This window comes from Rathayibacter sp. AY1C1, assembly GCF_002932105.1.
Lineage (GTDB): Bacteria > Actinomycetota > Actinomycetes > Actinomycetales > Microbacteriaceae > Rathayibacter.
In genome coordinates, this window is sequence record NZ_PSWH01000022.1 from 25,038 (window position 1) to 42,366 (window position 17,329).

Below are 17,329 nucleotides of genomic sequence, written 5' to 3' on the forward strand. Positions count from 1 at the left end.
GCTCGGCTGGACACGCCCTGCGGGTCCACGTACACTCGTCCGAGGTAGTCGATCTCTGCCCTCATCCACAGCGCCCGCGAGGGTCGCGGCGGTGGGGCGGCGGGTCGGTCTCCTCCTCGGATGCTCGCAACGGCATCCATAGGGCGGTGGCTCAATTGGTAGAGCAGCGGTCTCCAAAACCGCAGGTTGCAGGTTCGAGCCCTGTCCGCCCTGCACATCGATGCCCGTCGCACGCGGTCCCCGCGACGCTGCGGTCATCGGTCCAGGGCCGCCCATGACGGGCGGTCGGCCACACCGGAGGTTCCGGTGCGGGAAAGGTGCGTGCAGGTGGCCGGGAAAGCAGTCGACGAGCCGAGCGAGGACGTCGTCGCGATCGCCAATCAGCAGCGAGCCGCGCGGCGCAACCCGTTCGCGCGCATCGCCCTCTTCATCCGGCAGGTCATCGCCGAGCTGAAGAAGGTCGTGACGCCCACCCGCAAGGAGCTGGGCAACTACGTCGTGGTCGTGCTGATCTTCGTCGTCATCATGATGGCGCTGGTGTCCTTCCTCGACTGGGTCTTCGCCCTGGCCGTGACGTACGTGTTCGGCACACCCGCCGCCTGACCCGAGAGCATCCGGGCCGCGCGAGCGGAGGGTGCCGGCGACAGCGGGACGCGCCCCGAGGGGCGCGACCGATCGATCGAGAGAGAGTTGTGACGAGTGTCTGACAGAAACCGCGACGACGTCGACTGGGCGACGGCTGCCGAGCAGTCGTCGGAGGTCGAGGAGGAGCAGGAGGGCGACGTCCAGTCGCAGGCTGAGGACGCCGTCGAGCCCGCCGAGCAGGGTGCGCTGAGCATCATCGACGAGAACGAGTCCGAGGACGACCTCGCCTCCGACCTCGAGGCAGCGCTGGACGCCATCGGCTCCGTCGACGACCCCGAGGCCGACTCCGCGGTCGACGAGGCCGCGCACATCGACACCGTCGAGGAGGCCGAAGCGGCCCTCGAGGCCGTCGAGGACGAGGCCGAGGTCGCCGCCGAGGACGCCGAGTCCGCCGGTGAGGACCTCGCCGACATCGACCCGTACGAGGCCTTCCGCACCGAGCTGCGCGGCAAGCCGGGCAAGTGGTACGTCATCCACTCCTACGCCGGCTTCGAGAAGCGCGTGAAGTCGAACATCGAGAACCGCAAGGTCTCGCTCGAGGCCGAGGACTACATCTTCGAGGTCCAGGTCCCGATGGAGGACGTGGTCGAGATCAAGAACGGCCAGCGCAAGATGGTCACCCGCGTGCGCATCCCCGGCTACGTGCTGGTGCGCATGGACCTCAACGAGGACTCGTGGTCGGTCGTCCGCCACACCCCGGGCGTCACCGGCTTCGTGGGCAACGCCCACAACCCGACCCCGCTGCGCTTCGAGGAGGCCTTCACGATGCTGAAGAGCCTCGTCGAGATCAAGGACGTCGCCCCCTCGAAGACCTCCGGTGCCAAGGGCCAGAAGCAGGCCCAGCGCGTGCTGCCCGCCGAGGTCGACTTCGAGATCGGCGAGACCATCACCATCAAGGAGGGCTCGTTCGCGGGTCTTCCCGGCTCGATCAGCGAGATCAAGCCCGAGAGCGGCAAGCTCACCGTGCTCGTCTCGCTCTTCGAGCGCGAGACCCCGGTCGAGCTGTCGTTCGACCAGGTCACCAAGCTCTGACGCGTCGCCTCCGCGCCGCGTGAACGCCCCCTCCGCAGGTCGGAGGGGGCGTTCGCCGTTCCGGGCGGCGCCTCCTCCGGCACCGCCAGCGCGCACCCGGGCGCCGGCCCCTCCTCCGCCCTGTCGGGGGTGGCCCCGCTCGTGTAAGCTCGTACGGGTTTTCGTGTCGGCGCCCGCCTCTGCGCGCGCCGGACGACCCTCCTCCACCGCGATCCGGCACCGTCGGATGCGCGGGAGAGCGGCCGGGAGCCCCCGACCGCTCGAACCCTGAGAAAAGGAATCAGAATGGCCCCCAAGAAGAAGGTCACCGGCCTGATCAAGCTCCAGATCAAGGCCGGCGCGGCCAACCCCGCGCCCCCGATCGGTCCGGCGCTCGGTCAGCACGGCGTCAACATCATGGAGTTCTGCAAGGCGTACAACGCGCAGACCGAGTCGCAGCGCGGCAACGTCATCCCCGTCGAGATCACCGTCTACGAGGACCGCTCGTTCACCTTCGTGCTGAAGACCCCGCCCGCGGCGGAGCTCATCAAGAAGGCCGCCGGCGTCGCCAAGGGCTCCTCGACCCCGCACACCGTGAAGGTCGCGAAGCTCACCCAGGCGCAGGTCCGCGAGATCGCCGAGGCGAAGCAGGTCGACCTGAACGCCAACGACATCGACGCCGCCGCGAAGATCATCGCCGGCACCGCCCGCTCGATGGGCATCACGGTCGAGTAGCGCGACGCGCTGCTCGACGGCGGGAGCGACGCGCCCACCGGCGCGGACCCACCGCGGAAGCCTCATGAACCCGACGGCGGCCCCTCAGCGGGGTCGCACGCCCGGTCCGGATACGCCTCCGCAGGACCTCCCCGCCTCCCGCGAGCAGCAGTCACGGCCGCGATCGCGGCACCACCAGAACTCCATCACCCCCGTGGGAGAGCCCGCCAGGCTCTAGAACCACATTCTCGTTTCAAGGAGAAACAACATGGCACAGAAGTCGAAGGCCTACCGGGCCGCCGCGGCCAAGCTCGAAGAGGGCAAGTTCTACACGGCCGACGAGGCCGTCGCGCTCGCCCGCGAGACCGGTTCCGCCAAGTTCAACAGCACCGTCGAGGTCGCCCTCAAGCTCGGTGTCGACCCCCGCAAGGCCGACCAGATGGTCCGCGGCACGGTCATCCTGCCCCACGGCACGGGCAAGACCGCCCGCGTCATCGTGTTCGCGACCGGTCCGGCCGCCGAGGCCGCGCTGGCCGCCGGTGCCGACGAGGTCGGCGGCGCCGAGCTCATCGAGAAGGTCGCGGGCGGGTACACCTCGTTCGACTCCGCCGTCTCGACCCCGGAGCTCATGGGCCAGGTCGGCCGTCTCGGAAAGGTGCTCGGCCCCCGCGGCCTCATGCCCAACCCGAAGACCGGCACCGTGACCCCGGACGTGGCGAAGGCCGTGACCGAGATCAAGGGCGGAAAGATCGAGTTCCGCGTCGACAAGCACGCCAACGTGCACCTCGTCGTGGGCAAGGCCGCGTTCACCGAGGAGCAGCTCCAGGAGAACTTCAAGACCGCGCTCGACGAGATCCTCCGCCTCAAGCCGTCCTCCTCGAAGGGCCGCTATATCCAGAAGGCCGCCGTCTCGACGACCTTCGGCCCCGGCATCCCGCTGGACGTCAACGTCCTGGCCTGAGCCGAGCACGCACTGACGTGAGGAGGGGGTCCGTTTCGGCGGGCCCCCTCCTTCGTCGTCCCGGCATACTGGACCGGTGATCCGCCGCTCCGCTCCGCCGCGCCTCCCGTGACCGTCCGCCGGGCGTCCCCCGCCGACGCCGCCGCCCTGGCCGAGCTGGCCGCCGCGACGTTCCCGCTGGCCTGCCCGTCGCACACCACCGCGGAGGCGAAGGCCGAGTTCGTGCGCACCGTGCTCTCGGTCGAGCGCTTCCGCGACCACCTCGCCGATCCGCTCCGCTCGCTCCTGGTCGACGACGACTCCGGCGCGCTGACCGGCTACGCGATGCTCGTGCGCGGGGAGCCCGCCGACGCCGACGTCGTCGCGGCGATCCGGCTGCGTCCGACCGTCGAGCTCAGCAAGTTCTACCTCCTGCCCGGCCGGCACGGCTCCGGAGCGGCGGCCGCGCTGATGGCCGCGACCCTCGAGGAGGCGCGGGCACACGGTGCCGCGGGCGTCTGGCTCGGCGTCAACGAGGAGAACGCGCGTGCTCAGCTGTTCTACTCCAAGCACGGCTTCGCGGTCGTCGGCCGCAAGCGCTTCCTCGTCGGCGACCGCTGGGAGGACGACTTCGTCCTCGAGCGCTCTCTCGCCTGACCCTCCCCGCGAGACGCCACCCGGGTACGCGACCCGCTCCGCGCGGCGTATCCGAGTGGCATCTCGCCGAGGTCAGCCCTCGGAGACGGTGAGGACGATCTTGCCGCGGGTGTGGCCCGTCTCGAGCTGCTCGTGCGCCTCGCAGGCGCGGGCGAGGGGGAAGATGCCGTCGATGAAGACGCGGACGTCGCCCGACTCGAGAAGGCGCGAGACCACGCCGAGGGTCGCCCCGTCGGGAGCGACGCGGTAGGTGGAGGCGCGCACGCCCGCAGCGGCCGCCTCCTCGAAGAACCCGGGCCAGCTCCCGGTGGGCGCGTTCACGATCAGGCCCCCGGGGCGGAGGACCCTCAGCGAGCGCGAGCCCGTGTCGTCGTGGACGTTGCCGACCAGATCGATGACCACGTCGACGCCGGACAGCAGCTCGTCGAAGCGCTCGGCGGTGTGGTCGATCACCTGCGCGGCGCCGAGCTCGTGCAGCCACTGCAGGTTGCGGGTCGAGCCGGTCGCGATCACCGATGCGCCGAAGTAGGCGGCGAACTGCACCGCGAAGTGGCCGACTCCGCCCGACCCGGCGTGGATGAGGATCCGCTGACCGTCGTGCGCCTTGGCGAGCTCGACGACCATGCCCCAGGCGGTGAGCGCCGCGAGCGGGACGCCGGCCGCTTCGACGTGCGAGAGCGTCGACGGCTTCCGCGCGATGGAGACGCTCGGCACGCTGACGTATTCCGCGTAGGAGCCCGAGTAGCGCGGCACCATGACGAAGCCGTAGACCTCGTCGCCCGGCCGCAGCGGATGCGCCGGGTAGGGGCTCGAGACGACGACGCCCGAGAAGTCGTGGCCGAGGACCGCAGGGTAGGAGGCGATCTGCGAGGCGACCCCCTGGCCCGCGCGCGTCTTCGCGTCGAGCGGGTTCACGCCGGCCGCGACCACCTTCACGGTGAACTCGGCGTTGATGGCGGAGGGTGTCGGCACGGTCGCCAGGTGCAGGGCGGAGGCGTCGCCCGGCGCGTCGATCACCGCCGCCGTCATCGTGTCGGGGAGGACGACCTCCTCCGGGATCTCGCCGATCGCGAGGCCGTGCCCGAGCGCGCTGGTGTGCATCGTCGCCTTTCCTGTCGCTGAGGCGTGCGGGTGGAGCGTGCCGAGGACGTCGCCCCCGATCCCCGCATCCGACGCCGCGACCAGTCAATCGAGGCAATGAGTCGGCGCTGTTACGGGGGTGTCACCCTCGGGAGAAGATTGGCGCGCGGAGCCGCGGGCGCCCGGTCTGGCACGATGAGGGGATGCGACGCCGACGTACCCTGCTGGTCGGCGGTGCCCTCCTTGTCCTGGCCGGGCTCGTGGTCCTCCTGGCCGCCCGGATCAGCATCGGCACCAGCCGCTGGGTCTACGTCAGCGAGATGGGCGCGCCGGACCTGCCGACGGCGGGCGCCTTCGAGGCCGCCCTTCTGCTCGTGGCGGCCGGCGGTGCGCTGATCGCCGCGGGCGCCTGGCCCGTGCGCGCCCGCCTGCTGCCCGCCCTCCGCCCGGCGGGCGCCATCCTCCTGGCGGCCGCCTGCTTCGCGCTCGCCTCGCAGGTGACCTGCACGGCGGGCTGCCCGCTGCCGGTCGGGCCGGCCTTCCGCTGGCAGGACCTCATCCACACCTCGGCCGCCGTGCTCGGCTTCGGGGCCGCCTGCGCCGCGATGCTCCAGCTGGCGACCGTGCGGGGGCGCCCTGCGGTCGCGCGGCTCTCGCTCGCCGCCGGGATCTCGGTGGCGGTCGTCGCCGGGACGGGTGGGATCCTGTCGCTCCTGCGCGTGTGGCTGCGGCTCGGCGGCACGCTCGAGTTCGTGGCGACGGCGATCGCAGTGCTCTGGCTCGCGTTCGTCGGCCTGGTGCTCGCGCTCGAGGACCTCAGCGCCAAGCGAGCCAGCCGCGGACGTGCCCGCGGATCCGGTCCTGCTGAGCGGCGAAGCCCTCGTCCCGCGACGGCACCCGCTCGCAGTCCGCATCCGGAAGAGCCCTAGCCCACGCCTCCGCGACCTCGACCGGGTGCACGGGGTCGCGCTCGGCCGCGATCACCAGGGTGCGCGCGATGACCTCGCCCAGCTCTCCGGAGTCGCGGTAGGCGGCGTTCCGCGGGATCTGGGCGAGCCGGACGGCGCGCTCGGCCGCGCGCGGGGAGCGGAACTGCAGCGTCAGCGCCTCCGCCGACGCGGGGGACACCTCGGCGGCGCGCGCGAACAGGCCCGAGGCGCGGAACATCCGCTCGCCGCGCTTCGCGCCGTGGTCGTGCAGCAGCTGCGCGATGACGGGGAACACGGTGAGGTTCTCGGGCAGCGGCTCGGCGGTGAAGGCGGGACGCACGAAGACGGCGCGGTCGATCGGCAGCACGCGTCGGACCGCGAGGCGCAGGGCGATCGCCGCGCCCATCGAGATGCCGAGCACCGTGAGCGGCTTGTGCGCGGCTCCGGAGCGCACGATCTCCTCCGTCACCTCGTCGGCGAGCGCCTCGAGGGCGAAGTCGCCGGGCGCGCCGAGCAGCTCGGAGGCGCCGTGGGCGCGGACGTCCGGAGCGATGACCTCGCTGCCGGCGGGGAGGGCGGAGCGCAGCAGCCCCAGCGGCTGGGAGCGGTCGCCGCCCAGGCCGTGCAGGAGGAGGACCGTCACCGGGCGCGCGTCCGCTCGTGCAGCTCGGCCATCAGCATCCCCGCCAGCCGCACGAGGATGTGGATCTCGTCCTCGTCGCGGTCGACCCAGCGGGAGTTCGGCTCGCCCTCGATCGGCACGAAGTCGCGGTGCTGCTCCCAGACGACGAGCGTGCGCTCGGCGCCGAGGACGTACTGCTGCCAGAAGACCTGCCGCAGGTAGTGGCGCGGGATGCTCCGCCACGGCTTCGTCGTGGTCTTGATCTCGCAGAGCTCGAGCCGGCCGTCCTCGCGGAGGCCGATGCCGTCGGGCGTGGCGAGGTGCCGCCGCTCCTGGCTCGCGTGGAAGAGGGTGCTGCTGGGCTCGATCGCGTGCTCGCTCCGCACCCAGGCGGCGATCTCGGGCTCGCGGGCGCGGCCGTGGTCGGTGAAGGCGTTGCCGCCGAAGCCGGTGCCGTAGAGCTTGTCGAGCGCTGCCTTGCCGATCGCGGCGGGGGAGGAGAGGCGGGCGACGTCGGTCGCCGTGATGCCGCGCGAGCGGGCGCGGAGCCAGGCGACGCGGTCCGAGGAGTCGGCGACGACCCTCCGGAGGTGCGGGGGCTCGGCGTCCGTGAAGACGGGCTGCGTCTCCCAGGGGAAGGAGAGCTGCAGGTCGGGCACCGATTCATTCTCTGCCCCCTGCGGCGCCCGGTCGAATCGGCACGCCGACCCGCGCCCTCTCACCGGGGCGCTACGGCCCGCGCCGGCGGCTCAGGCGTCGAGGAAGGCGTCGACGTGCGCGGGGGAGAGGAGGTGGCGCCGGACCATCAGGGCGGCACCGCGGACGCCTCCGCCCTGGGCCGCGGCCTGCACGATGTCGAGCGCGCGGGTCGCCAGGGGGAGGGAGCGGCGGTAGACGACCTCGCGGACCCCGGCGAGGACCTCGTGGCTGGCCTGGGCGATGCTGCCGCCGACGACGATGACGGACGGATTCAGGAGGTTCACGCAGGTGGCGAGCACCTCGCCGATGTCGCGGCCGGCGGCGCGCGTGAGCTCGACGGTGGTGGGGTCCCCGCCGGTCAGCAGGGTGACGACGTCGGAGGTGCTGGCGGCGTCGATCCCGGACTCGGTCAGCCGGCGGGCGATCGCCGAGCCGCTCGCGATCGCCTCGAGGTCGGCCTCGCCGCGGTCGCCGGGGACCTGCACGTGGCCCAGGTCGCCCGCGGCTCCGAGGGCTCCGCGCTGCAGGGCGCCGCCGCTGACGATCCCGGCTCCGATGCCGGTGGAGACCTTCACGTAGAGGAGGTCGTCCACGTCGGCGTAGTGGTCGGCGTGCTCGCCGAGCGCCAGCAGGTTCACGTCGTTGTCGACGAGGACGGGTACGGGGAGGCGGCGGCCGACGAACTCCGGGATGTCGAAGCGGTCCCAGCCGGGCATGATCGGCGGCTTCACCGGGCGGCCCGTCGCGTGCTCGACGGGTCCGGGGACGCCGACGCCGACTCCCGCGAGCGGGCCGGCCGCCGGAGTCCGGCCGAGCAGGGCCGCGGCGACGTCGAGGGCGTGGCCGAGGACGGCGAGGGGGCCGTCGGCGATGGCGATGCTCTCGCGGCGGCGGGCGAGGACCGTGCCGTCGAGGTCGGTCAGGGCGACGACGGCGTGCGCGGCGCCCAGGTCGACGGCGAGGAGGCTGCGCGCCCGGGGGTCGAAGGCCACGCGGGCGGCGGGACGGCCGCCGGAGGAGGGGGCGTCGTCCTGTCGGGCGACCAGGCCGGAGGCGGTGAGGACGTCGAGCTGGGCGGAGACGGCCGCGCGCGGCAGGCCCGTCTCGGCGACCACGTCGGCCCGAGTCCGGGGAGCCCCGTCGGCCAGCAGGAGCAGCAGCTCGCCGACCGCGCTGACGGTGATGCGGCGGCGCGGGGACATGGCCAGAGTCAACCACAGCGCCCGTGCTTCTGTGCGGCGGGCGCCCAACTTGGCGGGCGCGCAGGGCTAGTTTTGCTTGTCCGTGAGCAAAAGTCCGCGTAGGGTTCGAGGCACACCTTCCGATGCGATCAGGAGCCCCACCGGTGGCCACACCCCCAGACCTCTCTGTCCAGCTGTACTCGGTGCGCGAGCCGCTCGCGGCCGATCTTCCCGCCACCCTCGACCGCCTCGCGGCGATCGGCTTCACCACGGTCGAGCTCTTCGGGTTCGTCGACCTGGCCGACGCCTACCGCGTAGCGCTCCCGGCCAGCGGACTGCGCGCTCCCAGCGCCCACGCGCGCCTCCTCGGCCCTCAGGGCGACGCCACCGTCGACGAGATCCTCGACACGGCCGCCTCGCTCGGCGTCGAGACCGTGATCGACCCCTACGTCGACCCGACCCGCTGGACCACCGCGGACGACGTCGCCCGCATCGCCGACGAGCTGAACGCGCTGGTCGACTCCGCCGCCGCCCGCGGCCTGGTGCTCGGCTACCACAACCACGCCTTCGAGTTCGAGAACCGCGTCGACGGCCGCAGCGCCTTCGAGCACCTCGCGGGCCTGCTCGACCCGCGCATGGTCCTCGAGCTCGACACCTACTGGGCGGCCGTCGGCGGCGACGACCCGGTCGAGGTGCTCGGACGCCTCGGCGACCAGGTGCGCTTCCTGCACGTGAAGGACGGCCCGATCTCGGCCGACACCCAGGAGCAGCTGCCCGCGGGCGAGGGCGCGATGGACGTCCCGGCGATCCTCGCCGCCGCTCCGCAGGCCCTGCCCGTGCTGGAGTTCGACGCCTACGCCGGCGACATCTTCGAGGGCCTGGAGTCGGCCCACCGCTACGTCTCGGGGCTCGGCGCATGAGCGGCACCGGCCGCGTGGGCGTCGGCGTCATCGGCGCCGGCAACATCAGCACCCAGTACCTGACCAACCTCACCGTCTTCCCCGACCTCGAGGTGCTCTTCGTCGCCGACATCGACCTCGAGCGGGCGAGGACCCAGGCCGAGGCCTTCGGCGTCCCCGCCTCCGGCACCGTCGAGGAGCTCCTCGCGCACGAGGGCATCGAGATCGTCGTGAACCTCACGATCCCGGCCGCGCACGTCGAGGTCGCGCGCCGCGCGGTCGAGGCGGGCAAGCACGTGTGGACCGAGAAGCCCTTCTCGCTCGACCGCGACAGCGGGATCGAGCTGCTCGCGCTGGCGAAGGACAAGGGGCTGCGCGTCGCGACCGCTCCCGACACCTTCCTGGGCGCGGGCCTCCAGACGGCGCAGCGCGTGATCGAGAGCGGAGCCATCGGCACGCCGCTCTCCGCCCTCACCCTCTTCCAGGGCCCCGGCCCCGAGTCGTGGCACCCGAACCCGGAGTTCTTCTTCGCCGAGGGCGGCGGACCGCTGCTGGACATGGGCCCGTACTACATCACCACGCTCGTGCAGAACCTCGGCCCCGTCGAGAGCGTCACCGCCGTCTCGTCCCAGGCCCGCGCCACCCGCGTCGTGGGCTCCGGCCCGAAGGAGGGCACCGAGTTCCCGGTGACCATCCCGACGCACATCGGCGGGCTGCTCCGCTTCGAGTCCGGGGCCTCGGCCCAGGGCGTGTGGAGCTTCGAGTCGAGCCTGCCGCGCACCGGCTTCGTCGAGATCAACGGCTCCGAGGGCACCCTCGTCCTCCCCGACCCGAACCAGCACGACGGAGAGATCACCCTGCACCGCCGCGGGTCCGCCGAGCCGGAGGTCATCGCGGCGACCGGCTCGACCGCCTCCCGCGGCACCGGCGTGCTCGAGCTCGCCCGTGCGATCCGGGCCGACCGCCCCGAGGCCGCCTCCGGAGACCTCGCGTACCACGTCACCGACGTGATGCTCTCGCTCCTCGAGGCCGCCGAGACCGGCGAGAAGGTCCTCGTCACGAGCTCCGTGACGCCCCGCCCCGCACTGCCCGAGAGCTGGGACCCGACCGAAGCGACCCTCTCCTGATGCCCGCGCCCCTGCGCGTCGGCGTGCTCGGCGGCGGCTTCATGGCGGCCGTGCACAGCCGCGCAGCCCGCAGCGCCGGAGCGGTGCTCGCCGGAGTCGCCTCCTCCACCCCGGAGAAGGGCGAGCGGGCGGCGGCCGAGCTCGGCGTCGAGCGCGCCTACCCGGACGCCCGGGCCCTGATCGAGGACGAGAGCATCGACCTCGTGCACGTCTGCACCCCGAACGCCACGCACGCCGCACTCGCGCTCGCGGCGATCGAGGCGGGCAAGCACGTGGTGTGCGAGAAGCCGCTCGCCGCGACGCTGCGGGAGGCGGAGTCGCTCGCTGCGGCCGCGTCCTCCGCCGGCGTGGTGGCGACCGTCCCGTTCGCCTACCGCTTCCACCCGATGGTGCGCGAGGCCCGTGCCCGCGTCGCCTCCGGCGAGACCGGCCGCCTGGTCACCGTCCGCGGGAGCTACCTCCAGGACTGGCTGCTGGGCGCCTCCGACGACAACTGGCGCGTCGACCCGGCCGCCGGCGGCCGCTCGCGCGCCTTCGGCGACATCGGCTCGCACCTGGTCGACCTGCTGGAGTTCGTCACCGGCGACCGGATCGACTCGCTCGCCGCGATCACGAGCACCGTCCACGCCGAGCGCGGCGGCCGCCCGGTGAGCACCGAGGACGTGGCCGGCCTGATCGTCCGGCTCGAGGGCGGCGCCGTCGGCACGCTCCTCGTCTCGCAGGTCACCGCGGGCCACCGCAACGAGCTGGTGCTCGAGGTGTCCGGGCTGGAGGAGTCGCTGCGCTTCGAGCAGGAGCTCCCCGAGACGCTGTGGGTCGGCCGGCGCGACAGCGCCCTGCTGGTGCCGCGCGACGCCTCGATCCTCGCGCCCGATGCGGCCCGGCTCTCGATCGTGCCGAGCGGTCATCCGATGGGCTACCAGGACGCCTTCACGGCGTTCGCCCGCGACACCTACGCCGCCGTGGCGGGCGCCGACGTGGAGGGTCTGCCGACCTTCGCCGACGGCCTCCGCGCGGCGCGCATCACCGAGGCCGTGCTCGACGCGGCCGAGACAGGCGCCTGGGTGACCGTGCCCGCCGCCGACGACCGGACGGAGATCGCCGCATGAGCGACGAGAAGACCTACCCCGCCACCCACCCCGTGACGCTGTTCACCGGGCAGTGGGCCGATCTGCCCTTCGAGGAGGTCGCCCGACTCGCCGCCGAGTGGGGCTACGACGGACTCGAGATCGCGGCCTCGGGCGACCACCTCGACCTCAAGCGCGCGGACGAGGACGACGCCTACGCCGCCTCGCGTCTGGAGATCCTCGACCGCTACGGCCTCGAGGTCTTCGCCATCTCGAACCACCTCACCGGCCAGGCCGTCTGCGACGACCCGATCGACTTCCGCCACAAGGCACTCGTGCGCGACTACACCTGGGGCGACGGCGACGCGGAGGGGGTGCGGCAGCGCGCCGCCGAGGACATGAAGCGCTCGGCGCGGGTCGCCCGCAAGCTCGGCGTGGACGTGGTCGTCGGCTTCACCGGCTCGAAGATCTGGCCCTACGTGGCGCAGTTCCCGCCGGTGCCGGCCTCCGTGATCGACGAGGGGTACGAGGACTTCGCGACCCGCTGGAACCCGATCCTCGACGAGTTCGACGCGAACGGCGTGGTCTACGCGCACGAGGTGCACCCGTCCGAGATCGCCTACGACTACTGGTCGAGCGTGCGCACCCTCGAGGCGATCGGGCACCGCCCGGCCTTCGGCTTCAACTGGGACCCGTCGCACATGATGTGGCAGGACATCGACCCGGTCGGCTTCATCGTCGACTTCAAGGACCGGATCTACCACGTCGACTGCAAGGACACCCGCCTGCGCCCGAAGAACGGCCGCGCCGGCGTGCTCGGCTCGCACCTGCCCTGGGGCGACCCGCGCCGCGGCTGGGACTTCGTCTCGACGGGGCACGGCGACGTCCCGTGGGAGGACGCGTTCCGCGCGCTGGAGTCGATCGGCTACTCCGGCCCGATCTCCATCGAGTGGGAGGACGCCGGGATGGACCGCCTCCACGGCGCGAAGGAGGCCGTCGGCTTCATCCGCTCGCTGCTCTGGAGGACCCCGACCGCGTCGTTCGACGCCGCGTTCTCGAACCAGTAGCCGCGCGGCTCTCCTCGGCGGGATCCCGCTCCGGCCCGCAGCGCACGTCGCGCGCGCCGGATAGGGGTCCCGCAGGCGGGGGTGGGGTCAGTCGGCGGCCTTGGCGGCGCGCTCGGACTTGATGCGGGCCTGCTCGCGGCGGACCTCCGCGTAGCGGTTCTGCTCGACGCGCAGCCACTCGGGGACCTCGTCGAGCAGGGCCTGGATCTCGGGAGTGGTCAGCGCCTCGGTGACGCCGCCGCGGGCGAGCCCCGAGATGGAGACGTTCAGCCGGGAGGCGATGACGGAGCGGGGGTGCGGCCCCTCCTCGCGCAGCTGCACGAGCCAGGCGGGCGGGTTCGCGGCGAGCTCGTCGTACTGCTCGCGCGTGATCGCCGACTCCTGGAACTCCTCCGGGGTCGCGGGCAGGTAGACCTGCAGCTTCTTCGCCGCGGTCGCAGCCTTCATCGTCTGTGTCGCCTTGGCCATGCGGCAACCCTACCGGCGCGGCGCGGACCACCTACCCTGAGGGGATGAGCGAGCAGCCCGAGACCGTCGACCCGCAGGCCGCTCCCGAGGCGGAGGGGCGTCCGGAGGGCGGGGCGGACGCGGCGGCTGTCGACGCGTCGGCCGGATCGGGCGCGGTCGGCGCCGGAGCCGGAACCGAGTCGGACGACACCGACGGCGACTCCGACCACCTCGACTCCGCCGACCTCGACGCCGAGGACAGCGACGCCGGGGACAGCGATGTCGACGACGCCGACTCCGACGCCGCCGACTCCGACTCCGACGCCGAGGACGCCGTCCCCGCCGGCCCCGTGCTCGCCGTCGCCCTCGTGCCCGGCGTCACCCCCACCAAGTGGACCCGCGTCTGGGGCCAGCGCCGCTCCGATCTCCCGCTGCGCATCACCGTCGTCGCCGAGCGCGATCAGGAGCAGGCGCTGCTCGACGGCCGCGCGCAGCTGTCGTTCGTCCGCGGCGACGTCTCCTCCTCCGCCCTCAGCTCCATCCATCTCTACGACGAGCAGCCCGTCGCCGTCGTCGGCCGCGAGCACGCCCTGGCCGCCGCGGACGAGCTCGACGTCGCCGAGCTGGCCGGCGAGCACCTCCTCCAGGACCCGGAGGACGTGCCGGAGTGGGCCGCGGTCGCCGAGGAGCTCGCGGACGGCTCGCGGCGCCCGCTGCCGCGCATGGCCGGCCTCGACGACGCGGTCGAGCAGGTCGCGGCCGGAGTGGGCGTGCTGATCGTGCCGCAGTCGGTGGCGCGCGTGCACAGCCGCAAGGACGTCACCGCGGTGCCGGTGACCGGCGTCGCTCCCTCCTCCGTCCGCCTCGCCTGGGTGACGGGCGACAAGGGCGACGACGTCGAGGACTTCATCGGAGTCGTCCGCGGCCGCAGCGCGAACACCACGCGCGGCACCGCCGCGACGCCGAAGGTCGAGTCGCGGGCGAAGGCCGCCAAGGCGAAGGCGCGGGAGGCGCGCGAGAAGGCGGAGAGGGCCGGCGGCGGCAAGAAGAAGCCGGCCCGCGCCAAGGCGTCGGCGCCGGCGGTGCGGCGCACCCGCAAGCCCCGCGGCCGCTGACCGTGGCCGACGACGCCGGCTGGTCGCTCCGCCCCGCCACCGCGGAGGACGCCGCGGCGATCGCCGAGCTGCGCGCGGTCGTCATGCGCCCGTCGCTCGAGACGCTCGACCGCTACGACGAGCACCGCGTGCGGCACCGCTTCCTCGACGGCTACCGGCCCGAGCTCACCCGGGTGATCGAGCTCGACGGCGCCTTCGCCGGGAGCATCGCCGCGCGGGTCGAGCCGGACGCGGTCTGGATCGAGCACTTCTACCTGGCGCCGCACGCACAGGGACGCGGAGTCGGCGGCGCCGTCCTGCGCCGGGTGATGGCGGAGGAGGCGCGGCCGGGTCTGCCCTTCCGGCTCGACGTGCTGAAGCGCAGCGACGCCCGCCGCCTCTACGAGCGGCACGGCTTCCTGTTCGAGCGTGCTCTGGAGTGGGACGACATCCTCGTCGCGCCGCCTGTCTCCTGACCCCTGATCGGGGAGGACGACGGGGCGCGGGCCGCCGCTAGCATGAGCGCGATCCCCTCCGCCGGGTCGGCCGCAGGGCGACCTCCTCCTGGAAGCAGGCACTCCGCCGTGTCCCCGCTCGTTCTGAGGTCCGCCGCCTCCGCGGTCCTCGTCGCCGCCCTGGCGATCACCTCCAGCCCGCTCGCCTCCGCCGCATCGGCGGCCGCGCCGTCGGCCGCCCCCGTCGCCGCATTCGGCGCCGCCTCCGACGCGCCCCGCTCGATCGTGCTCCCCGAGGGGCAGCCTCTCTGGCAGCCCAGCGCCGAGTCCCCCCTGCCCGCCGTGCCGGACGAGGCGCCGAGCGCCGCCCGTGCGAGCGCTGCGGCGTCGATCAGCGGCCGTGTCGTGGTCGAGGAGGCCGACGGCTCGATCGCGACCACCACTCCCCGCGGCGCCCTCCTGAACGTCGAGGTCTGGTCGAGCGAGGCGGGGCTCCTCGGGAACCACTCCGTCGCCGGCGACCTCACCTTCAGCATCGACGGGCTCACCGCCGGGCAGACCTACTACCTGCTGATCAAGGACAACGCCGACCTCTACGCCGACCTCTGGTCCGGCGGCAGCGCCGTCGCCCGCAGCGCCGAGCCGCTTCAGGCCCCGGCGGCCGGCGTGCAGCTGCGCACCGCACGGCTGGGGTCGCTCGAGGGACGCCTGAGCGGCGTCGCGGGCGACCAGCGCGTCGACATCTGGTACCGCGACCCGGGAACCGACGGCTACTTCCGCACCGGCGAGCTCGACCTGATCACGGGCGGCGACAACCCGTACTCGTTCCAGCAGGTCGTCCCCGGCGACTACCTCGTCCGGGCGTCGAGCCGCGACGACGTGATCGACGACAGCTACTGGGACCACGTCCTCCGCTCGGGCGACGCGGGCGACGTGCGCGTCCCGGTGGGCGGATCGGCCGCCGGGATCGACCTCTCGCTGAGCAGCGACTACCAGCAGTACACCGGGCGCCTCGCCGGATCGGACCGCTACGCGACCTCGGTGGAGGCGACGGGCTACTTCTCCCCGGGCATCCCGGTGCTCTACGTGGCCAGCGGGGCGAACTGGCCGGATGCGCTGAGCGCCGGCCCGGCCGCCGCCGCCCTCGGAGGCGCGCTCCTGCTCACCGATCCCGACCGCCTGCCTCGGGTCGTCTCCGACGAGATCCGCCGCCTCCGCCCGGAGCGGGTCGTGGTCGTCGGCAGCGAGCTGAGCGTGAGCCCCGGGGTCCTCTCCGCGATCCGCTCGATCGTCGGCGGCACCGAGCGCATCGGCGGGACGGACCGCTACGACACCTCCCGCCGGATCGTCGCAGACGCCTTCGGCAGCGGCCCCTACTCGAACATGTTCGTCGCGACCGGCACGAACTTCCCCGACGCCCTGTCGGCCGCGCCGATCGCCGGCTGGCGTGCGCAGCCCGTGCTGCTGGTCGACGGTGCGACCTCGGGCGCCGACTCCGCGACCGCGACCGCGGTGCGCGATCTGGCGCCGGAGCACGTGGAGTTCCTCGGCGGCGACCCCTCGATCCGGGACGCGTACGTGGCGGACTTCGAGCGTCGCGGCCTCGCCCCCTCGGTCTCGAGGATCGCCGGCCGCGACCGCTACGAGACCAGCGTCGAGCTGAACAGCGCCTACCCCCAGTCGCTGCTGCAGGACAGCGTCTTCCTCGCCGCGGGGTCCTCCTTCGCCGACGCCCTCTCGGGAGCGACGACGGCGGCGGCCCTGGGCTCGTCCGTGCTGCTGACCGAGCGCGACTGCGTGCACGACTCGACGCTGCGCTTCCTGGCCTCCAACTCGAAGAACTACGCGTTCCTGCTCGGCGGGGAGCCGACGCTCACCGAGGACGTGGCGAACCTCCGCAACTGCGAGTACGACTTCTGACGACGCGTGCTCCCGTGGTCCGGGGCTAGGGTGCGAGCATGCCCACGAGCGATGAGACCTGGACCCTGGCCGAGCACGACGTACCGGTGTACCGCAGCGGTGAGGGCGGCCGCGCGCTGATCCTGATCCACGAGGTCTGGGGGGTCGACGGGCACATCCGCTCGGTCGCCGACCGCTACGCGGCCGAGGGCTACAGCGTCGTCGCCCCCGAGCTCCTGGCCGACAGCGGCCTGCTCGAGCAGCTCGACGAGGAGCAGCGCGCCGACTACGACCACCCGGTGCGGCGCCTGCCGCGCCAGGTCGAGCTGCGCACCTTCTTCGCCCCCGTCTTCACTCCGGAGCACGCGACGCGCACCGTCGCGATCCTCCGCGCCCTCGTCGAGCGGCTCCTGCGCCAGGAGGGCGCGACCAGCGTCTCCGTCACCGGGTTCTGCTACGGCGGCACCTTCTCGTGGGCGCTCGCGCTGGCCGAGCCGCGGCTGGCGGCGGCCGTGCCGTTCTACGGGCACGTCACCGCGTCCGCCGAGGAGCTCGGCGCGCTGCAGGTGCCGGTGCTGGCGTTCCTGGGCGATCAGGACGCTCCCCTCGTCGAGCAGGTGCCGCGCATCCGCGAGGCGACCGAGGGCAAGGACGTCGAGGTCGTCGTCTACCCGGGAGCGGGCCACGCCTTCTTCAACGACGCGAACGAGCAGACCTACCAGGCCGAGGCGGCGACCGACGCCTGGCCGCGGGCGCTCGCGTTCCTCGGAGCGCACGCGGGCTGAGCGGGCTGTGC

19 protein-coding genes and 1 tRNA gene are annotated in these 17,329 nt (G+C 73.2%); 15 read left to right on the plus strand and 5 right to left on the minus strand.

Features of this window, described 5'->3' with window-relative positions; all coding sequences use genetic code 11:
* Positions 1-140 precede the first annotated feature (140 nt).
* The 6 genes from C5C71_RS11425 to C5C71_RS11450 all read left to right on the plus strand — a co-directional run bounded on the left by C5C71_RS11425 (position 141) and on the right by C5C71_RS11450 (position 3,967).
* Positions 141-213: transfer RNA gene (locus C5C71_RS11425), tRNA-Trp, on the plus strand.
* A gap of 114 nt (positions 214-327) precedes the next feature.
* Positions 328-603 (plus strand): preprotein translocase subunit SecE, encoded by a 276-nt coding sequence (secE, locus tag C5C71_RS11430; RefSeq protein WP_068208793.1) that lies wholly within the window; start codon positions 328-330, stop codon positions 601-603.
* A 96-nt stretch (positions 604-699) separates the two neighbouring features.
* The gene (gene nusG / locus C5C71_RS11435; RefSeq protein WP_104223631.1) at positions 700-1,677 is read left to right on the plus strand and encodes a transcription termination/antitermination protein NusG; all 978 of its coding nucleotides are present in this window, start codon (positions 700-702) and stop codon (positions 1,675-1,677) included.
* A gap of 285 nt (positions 1,678-1,962) precedes the next feature.
* Positions 1,963-2,391 (plus strand): 50S ribosomal protein L11, encoded by a 429-nt coding sequence (gene rplK / locus C5C71_RS11440; protein WP_104223632.1) that lies wholly within the window; start codon positions 1,963-1,965, stop codon positions 2,389-2,391.
* Between the two features lie 247 nt (positions 2,392-2,638).
* The gene (gene rplA, locus C5C71_RS11445) at positions 2,639-3,331 is read left to right on the plus strand and encodes a 50S ribosomal protein L1 (RefSeq protein ID WP_104223633.1); all 693 of its coding nucleotides are present in this window, start codon (positions 2,639-2,641) and stop codon (positions 3,329-3,331) included.
* A gap of 108 nt (positions 3,332-3,439) precedes the next feature.
* Complete coding sequence (locus tag C5C71_RS11450) at positions 3,440-3,967, plus strand: GNAT family N-acetyltransferase (protein WP_104337720.1); 528 nt, start codon at positions 3,440-3,442, stop codon at positions 3,965-3,967.
* Positions 3,968-4,039: 72 nt separating this feature from the next.
* Here the strand turns inward: C5C71_RS11450 and C5C71_RS11455 are convergent, their stop codons facing one another.
* Positions 4,040-5,068, minus strand: coding sequence for an NADP-dependent oxidoreductase (locus C5C71_RS11455; protein ID WP_374954290.1), 1,029 nt, complete (start codon positions 5,066-5,068; stop codon positions 4,040-4,042).
* 182 nt (positions 5,069-5,250) lie between these two features.
* Between C5C71_RS11455 and C5C71_RS11460 the strand changes: the two genes are divergently transcribed.
* Positions 5,251-5,976 carry a DUF998 domain-containing protein gene (locus tag C5C71_RS11460; protein WP_104337721.1) on the plus strand — a complete coding sequence of 242 codons (726 nt, stop codon included), beginning with the start codon at positions 5,251-5,253 and terminating at the stop codon, positions 5,974-5,976.
* On the opposite strand, the gene C5C71_RS11465 is transcribed toward C5C71_RS11460, so the two are convergent.
* The 3 genes from C5C71_RS11465 to C5C71_RS11470 all read right to left on the minus strand — a co-directional run bounded on the left by C5C71_RS11465 (position 5,864) and on the right by C5C71_RS11470 (position 8,499).
* Positions 5,864-6,619 carry an alpha/beta fold hydrolase gene (locus tag C5C71_RS11465; RefSeq protein ID WP_181065700.1) on the minus strand — a complete coding sequence of 252 codons (756 nt, stop codon included), beginning with the start codon at positions 6,617-6,619 and terminating at the stop codon, positions 5,864-5,866. The two genes, C5C71_RS11460 and C5C71_RS11465, sit on opposite strands and share 113 nt — an antisense overlap.
* Positions 6,616-7,248 carry a YqaJ viral recombinase family protein gene (locus C5C71_RS17300; protein ID WP_104223661.1) on the minus strand — a complete coding sequence of 211 codons (633 nt, stop codon included), beginning with the start codon at positions 7,246-7,248 and terminating at the stop codon, positions 6,616-6,618. The genes C5C71_RS11465 and C5C71_RS17300 overlap by 4 nt, the downstream gene beginning before the upstream one ends.
* A 99-nt stretch (positions 7,249-7,347) precedes the next feature.
* Complete coding sequence (locus tag C5C71_RS11470; RefSeq protein ID WP_104223637.1) at positions 7,348-8,499, minus strand: ROK family transcriptional regulator; 1,152 nt, start codon at positions 8,497-8,499, stop codon at positions 7,348-7,350.
* A 143-nt stretch (positions 8,500-8,642) separates the two neighbouring features.
* On the opposite strand from C5C71_RS11470, the gene C5C71_RS11475 reads away from it, so the two are divergent.
* From C5C71_RS11475 to C5C71_RS11490, 4 genes are read left to right on the plus strand one after another with little or no spacing between them, the layout of a single operon-like run.
* A complete protein-coding gene (locus tag C5C71_RS11475; protein WP_258063586.1) occupies positions 8,643-9,398 on the plus strand; it encodes a sugar phosphate isomerase/epimerase in 756 nt (251 codons plus the stop codon).
* Complete coding sequence (locus C5C71_RS11480) at positions 9,395-10,504, plus strand: Gfo/Idh/MocA family protein (RefSeq protein ID WP_104223639.1); 1,110 nt, start codon at positions 9,395-9,397, stop codon at positions 10,502-10,504. Before C5C71_RS11475 ends, C5C71_RS11480 begins: the two co-directional genes overlap by 4 nt.
* On the plus strand, positions 10,504-11,613 hold the full coding sequence (locus C5C71_RS11485; RefSeq protein ID WP_104223640.1) for a Gfo/Idh/MocA family protein: 1,110 nt from the start codon (positions 10,504-10,506) through the stop codon (positions 11,611-11,613). The genes C5C71_RS11480 and C5C71_RS11485 overlap by 1 nt, the downstream gene beginning before the upstream one ends.
* On the plus strand, positions 11,610-12,638 hold the full coding sequence (locus C5C71_RS11490) for a sugar phosphate isomerase/epimerase (RefSeq protein ID WP_167299019.1): 1,029 nt from the start codon (positions 11,610-11,612) through the stop codon (positions 12,636-12,638). The genes C5C71_RS11485 and C5C71_RS11490 overlap by 4 nt, the downstream gene beginning before the upstream one ends.
* Before the next feature lie 87 nt (positions 12,639-12,725).
* On the opposite strand, the gene C5C71_RS11495 is transcribed toward C5C71_RS11490, so the two are convergent.
* Complete coding sequence (locus C5C71_RS11495; protein ID WP_104223641.1) at positions 12,726-13,106, minus strand: DUF5997 family protein; 381 nt, start codon at positions 13,104-13,106, stop codon at positions 12,726-12,728.
* Between the two features lie 44 nt (positions 13,107-13,150).
* On the opposite strand from C5C71_RS11495, the gene C5C71_RS11500 reads away from it, so the two are divergent.
* From C5C71_RS11500 to C5C71_RS11515, 4 genes are all read left to right on the plus strand, one after another.
* The gene (locus C5C71_RS11500) at positions 13,151-14,200 is read left to right on the plus strand and encodes a LysR substrate-binding domain-containing protein (protein WP_104337723.1); all 1,050 of its coding nucleotides are present in this window, start codon (positions 13,151-13,153) and stop codon (positions 14,198-14,200) included.
* A 2-nt stretch (positions 14,201-14,202) separates the two neighbouring features.
* Complete coding sequence (locus tag C5C71_RS11505) at positions 14,203-14,655, plus strand: GNAT family N-acetyltransferase (RefSeq protein WP_258063585.1); 453 nt, start codon at positions 14,203-14,205, stop codon at positions 14,653-14,655.
* 108 nt (positions 14,656-14,763) lie between these two features.
* Entirely contained in the window at positions 14,764-16,554 is a 1,791-nt protein-coding gene (locus C5C71_RS11510; protein ID WP_104262974.1) for a cell wall-binding repeat-containing protein, read from the plus strand.
* A 38-nt stretch (positions 16,555-16,592) separates the two neighbouring features.
* Positions 16,593-17,318, plus strand: coding sequence for a dienelactone hydrolase family protein (locus tag C5C71_RS11515; protein ID WP_104223644.1), 726 nt, complete (start codon positions 16,593-16,595; stop codon positions 17,316-17,318).
* The last annotated feature ends 11 nt before the right edge of the window (positions 17,319-17,329 follow it).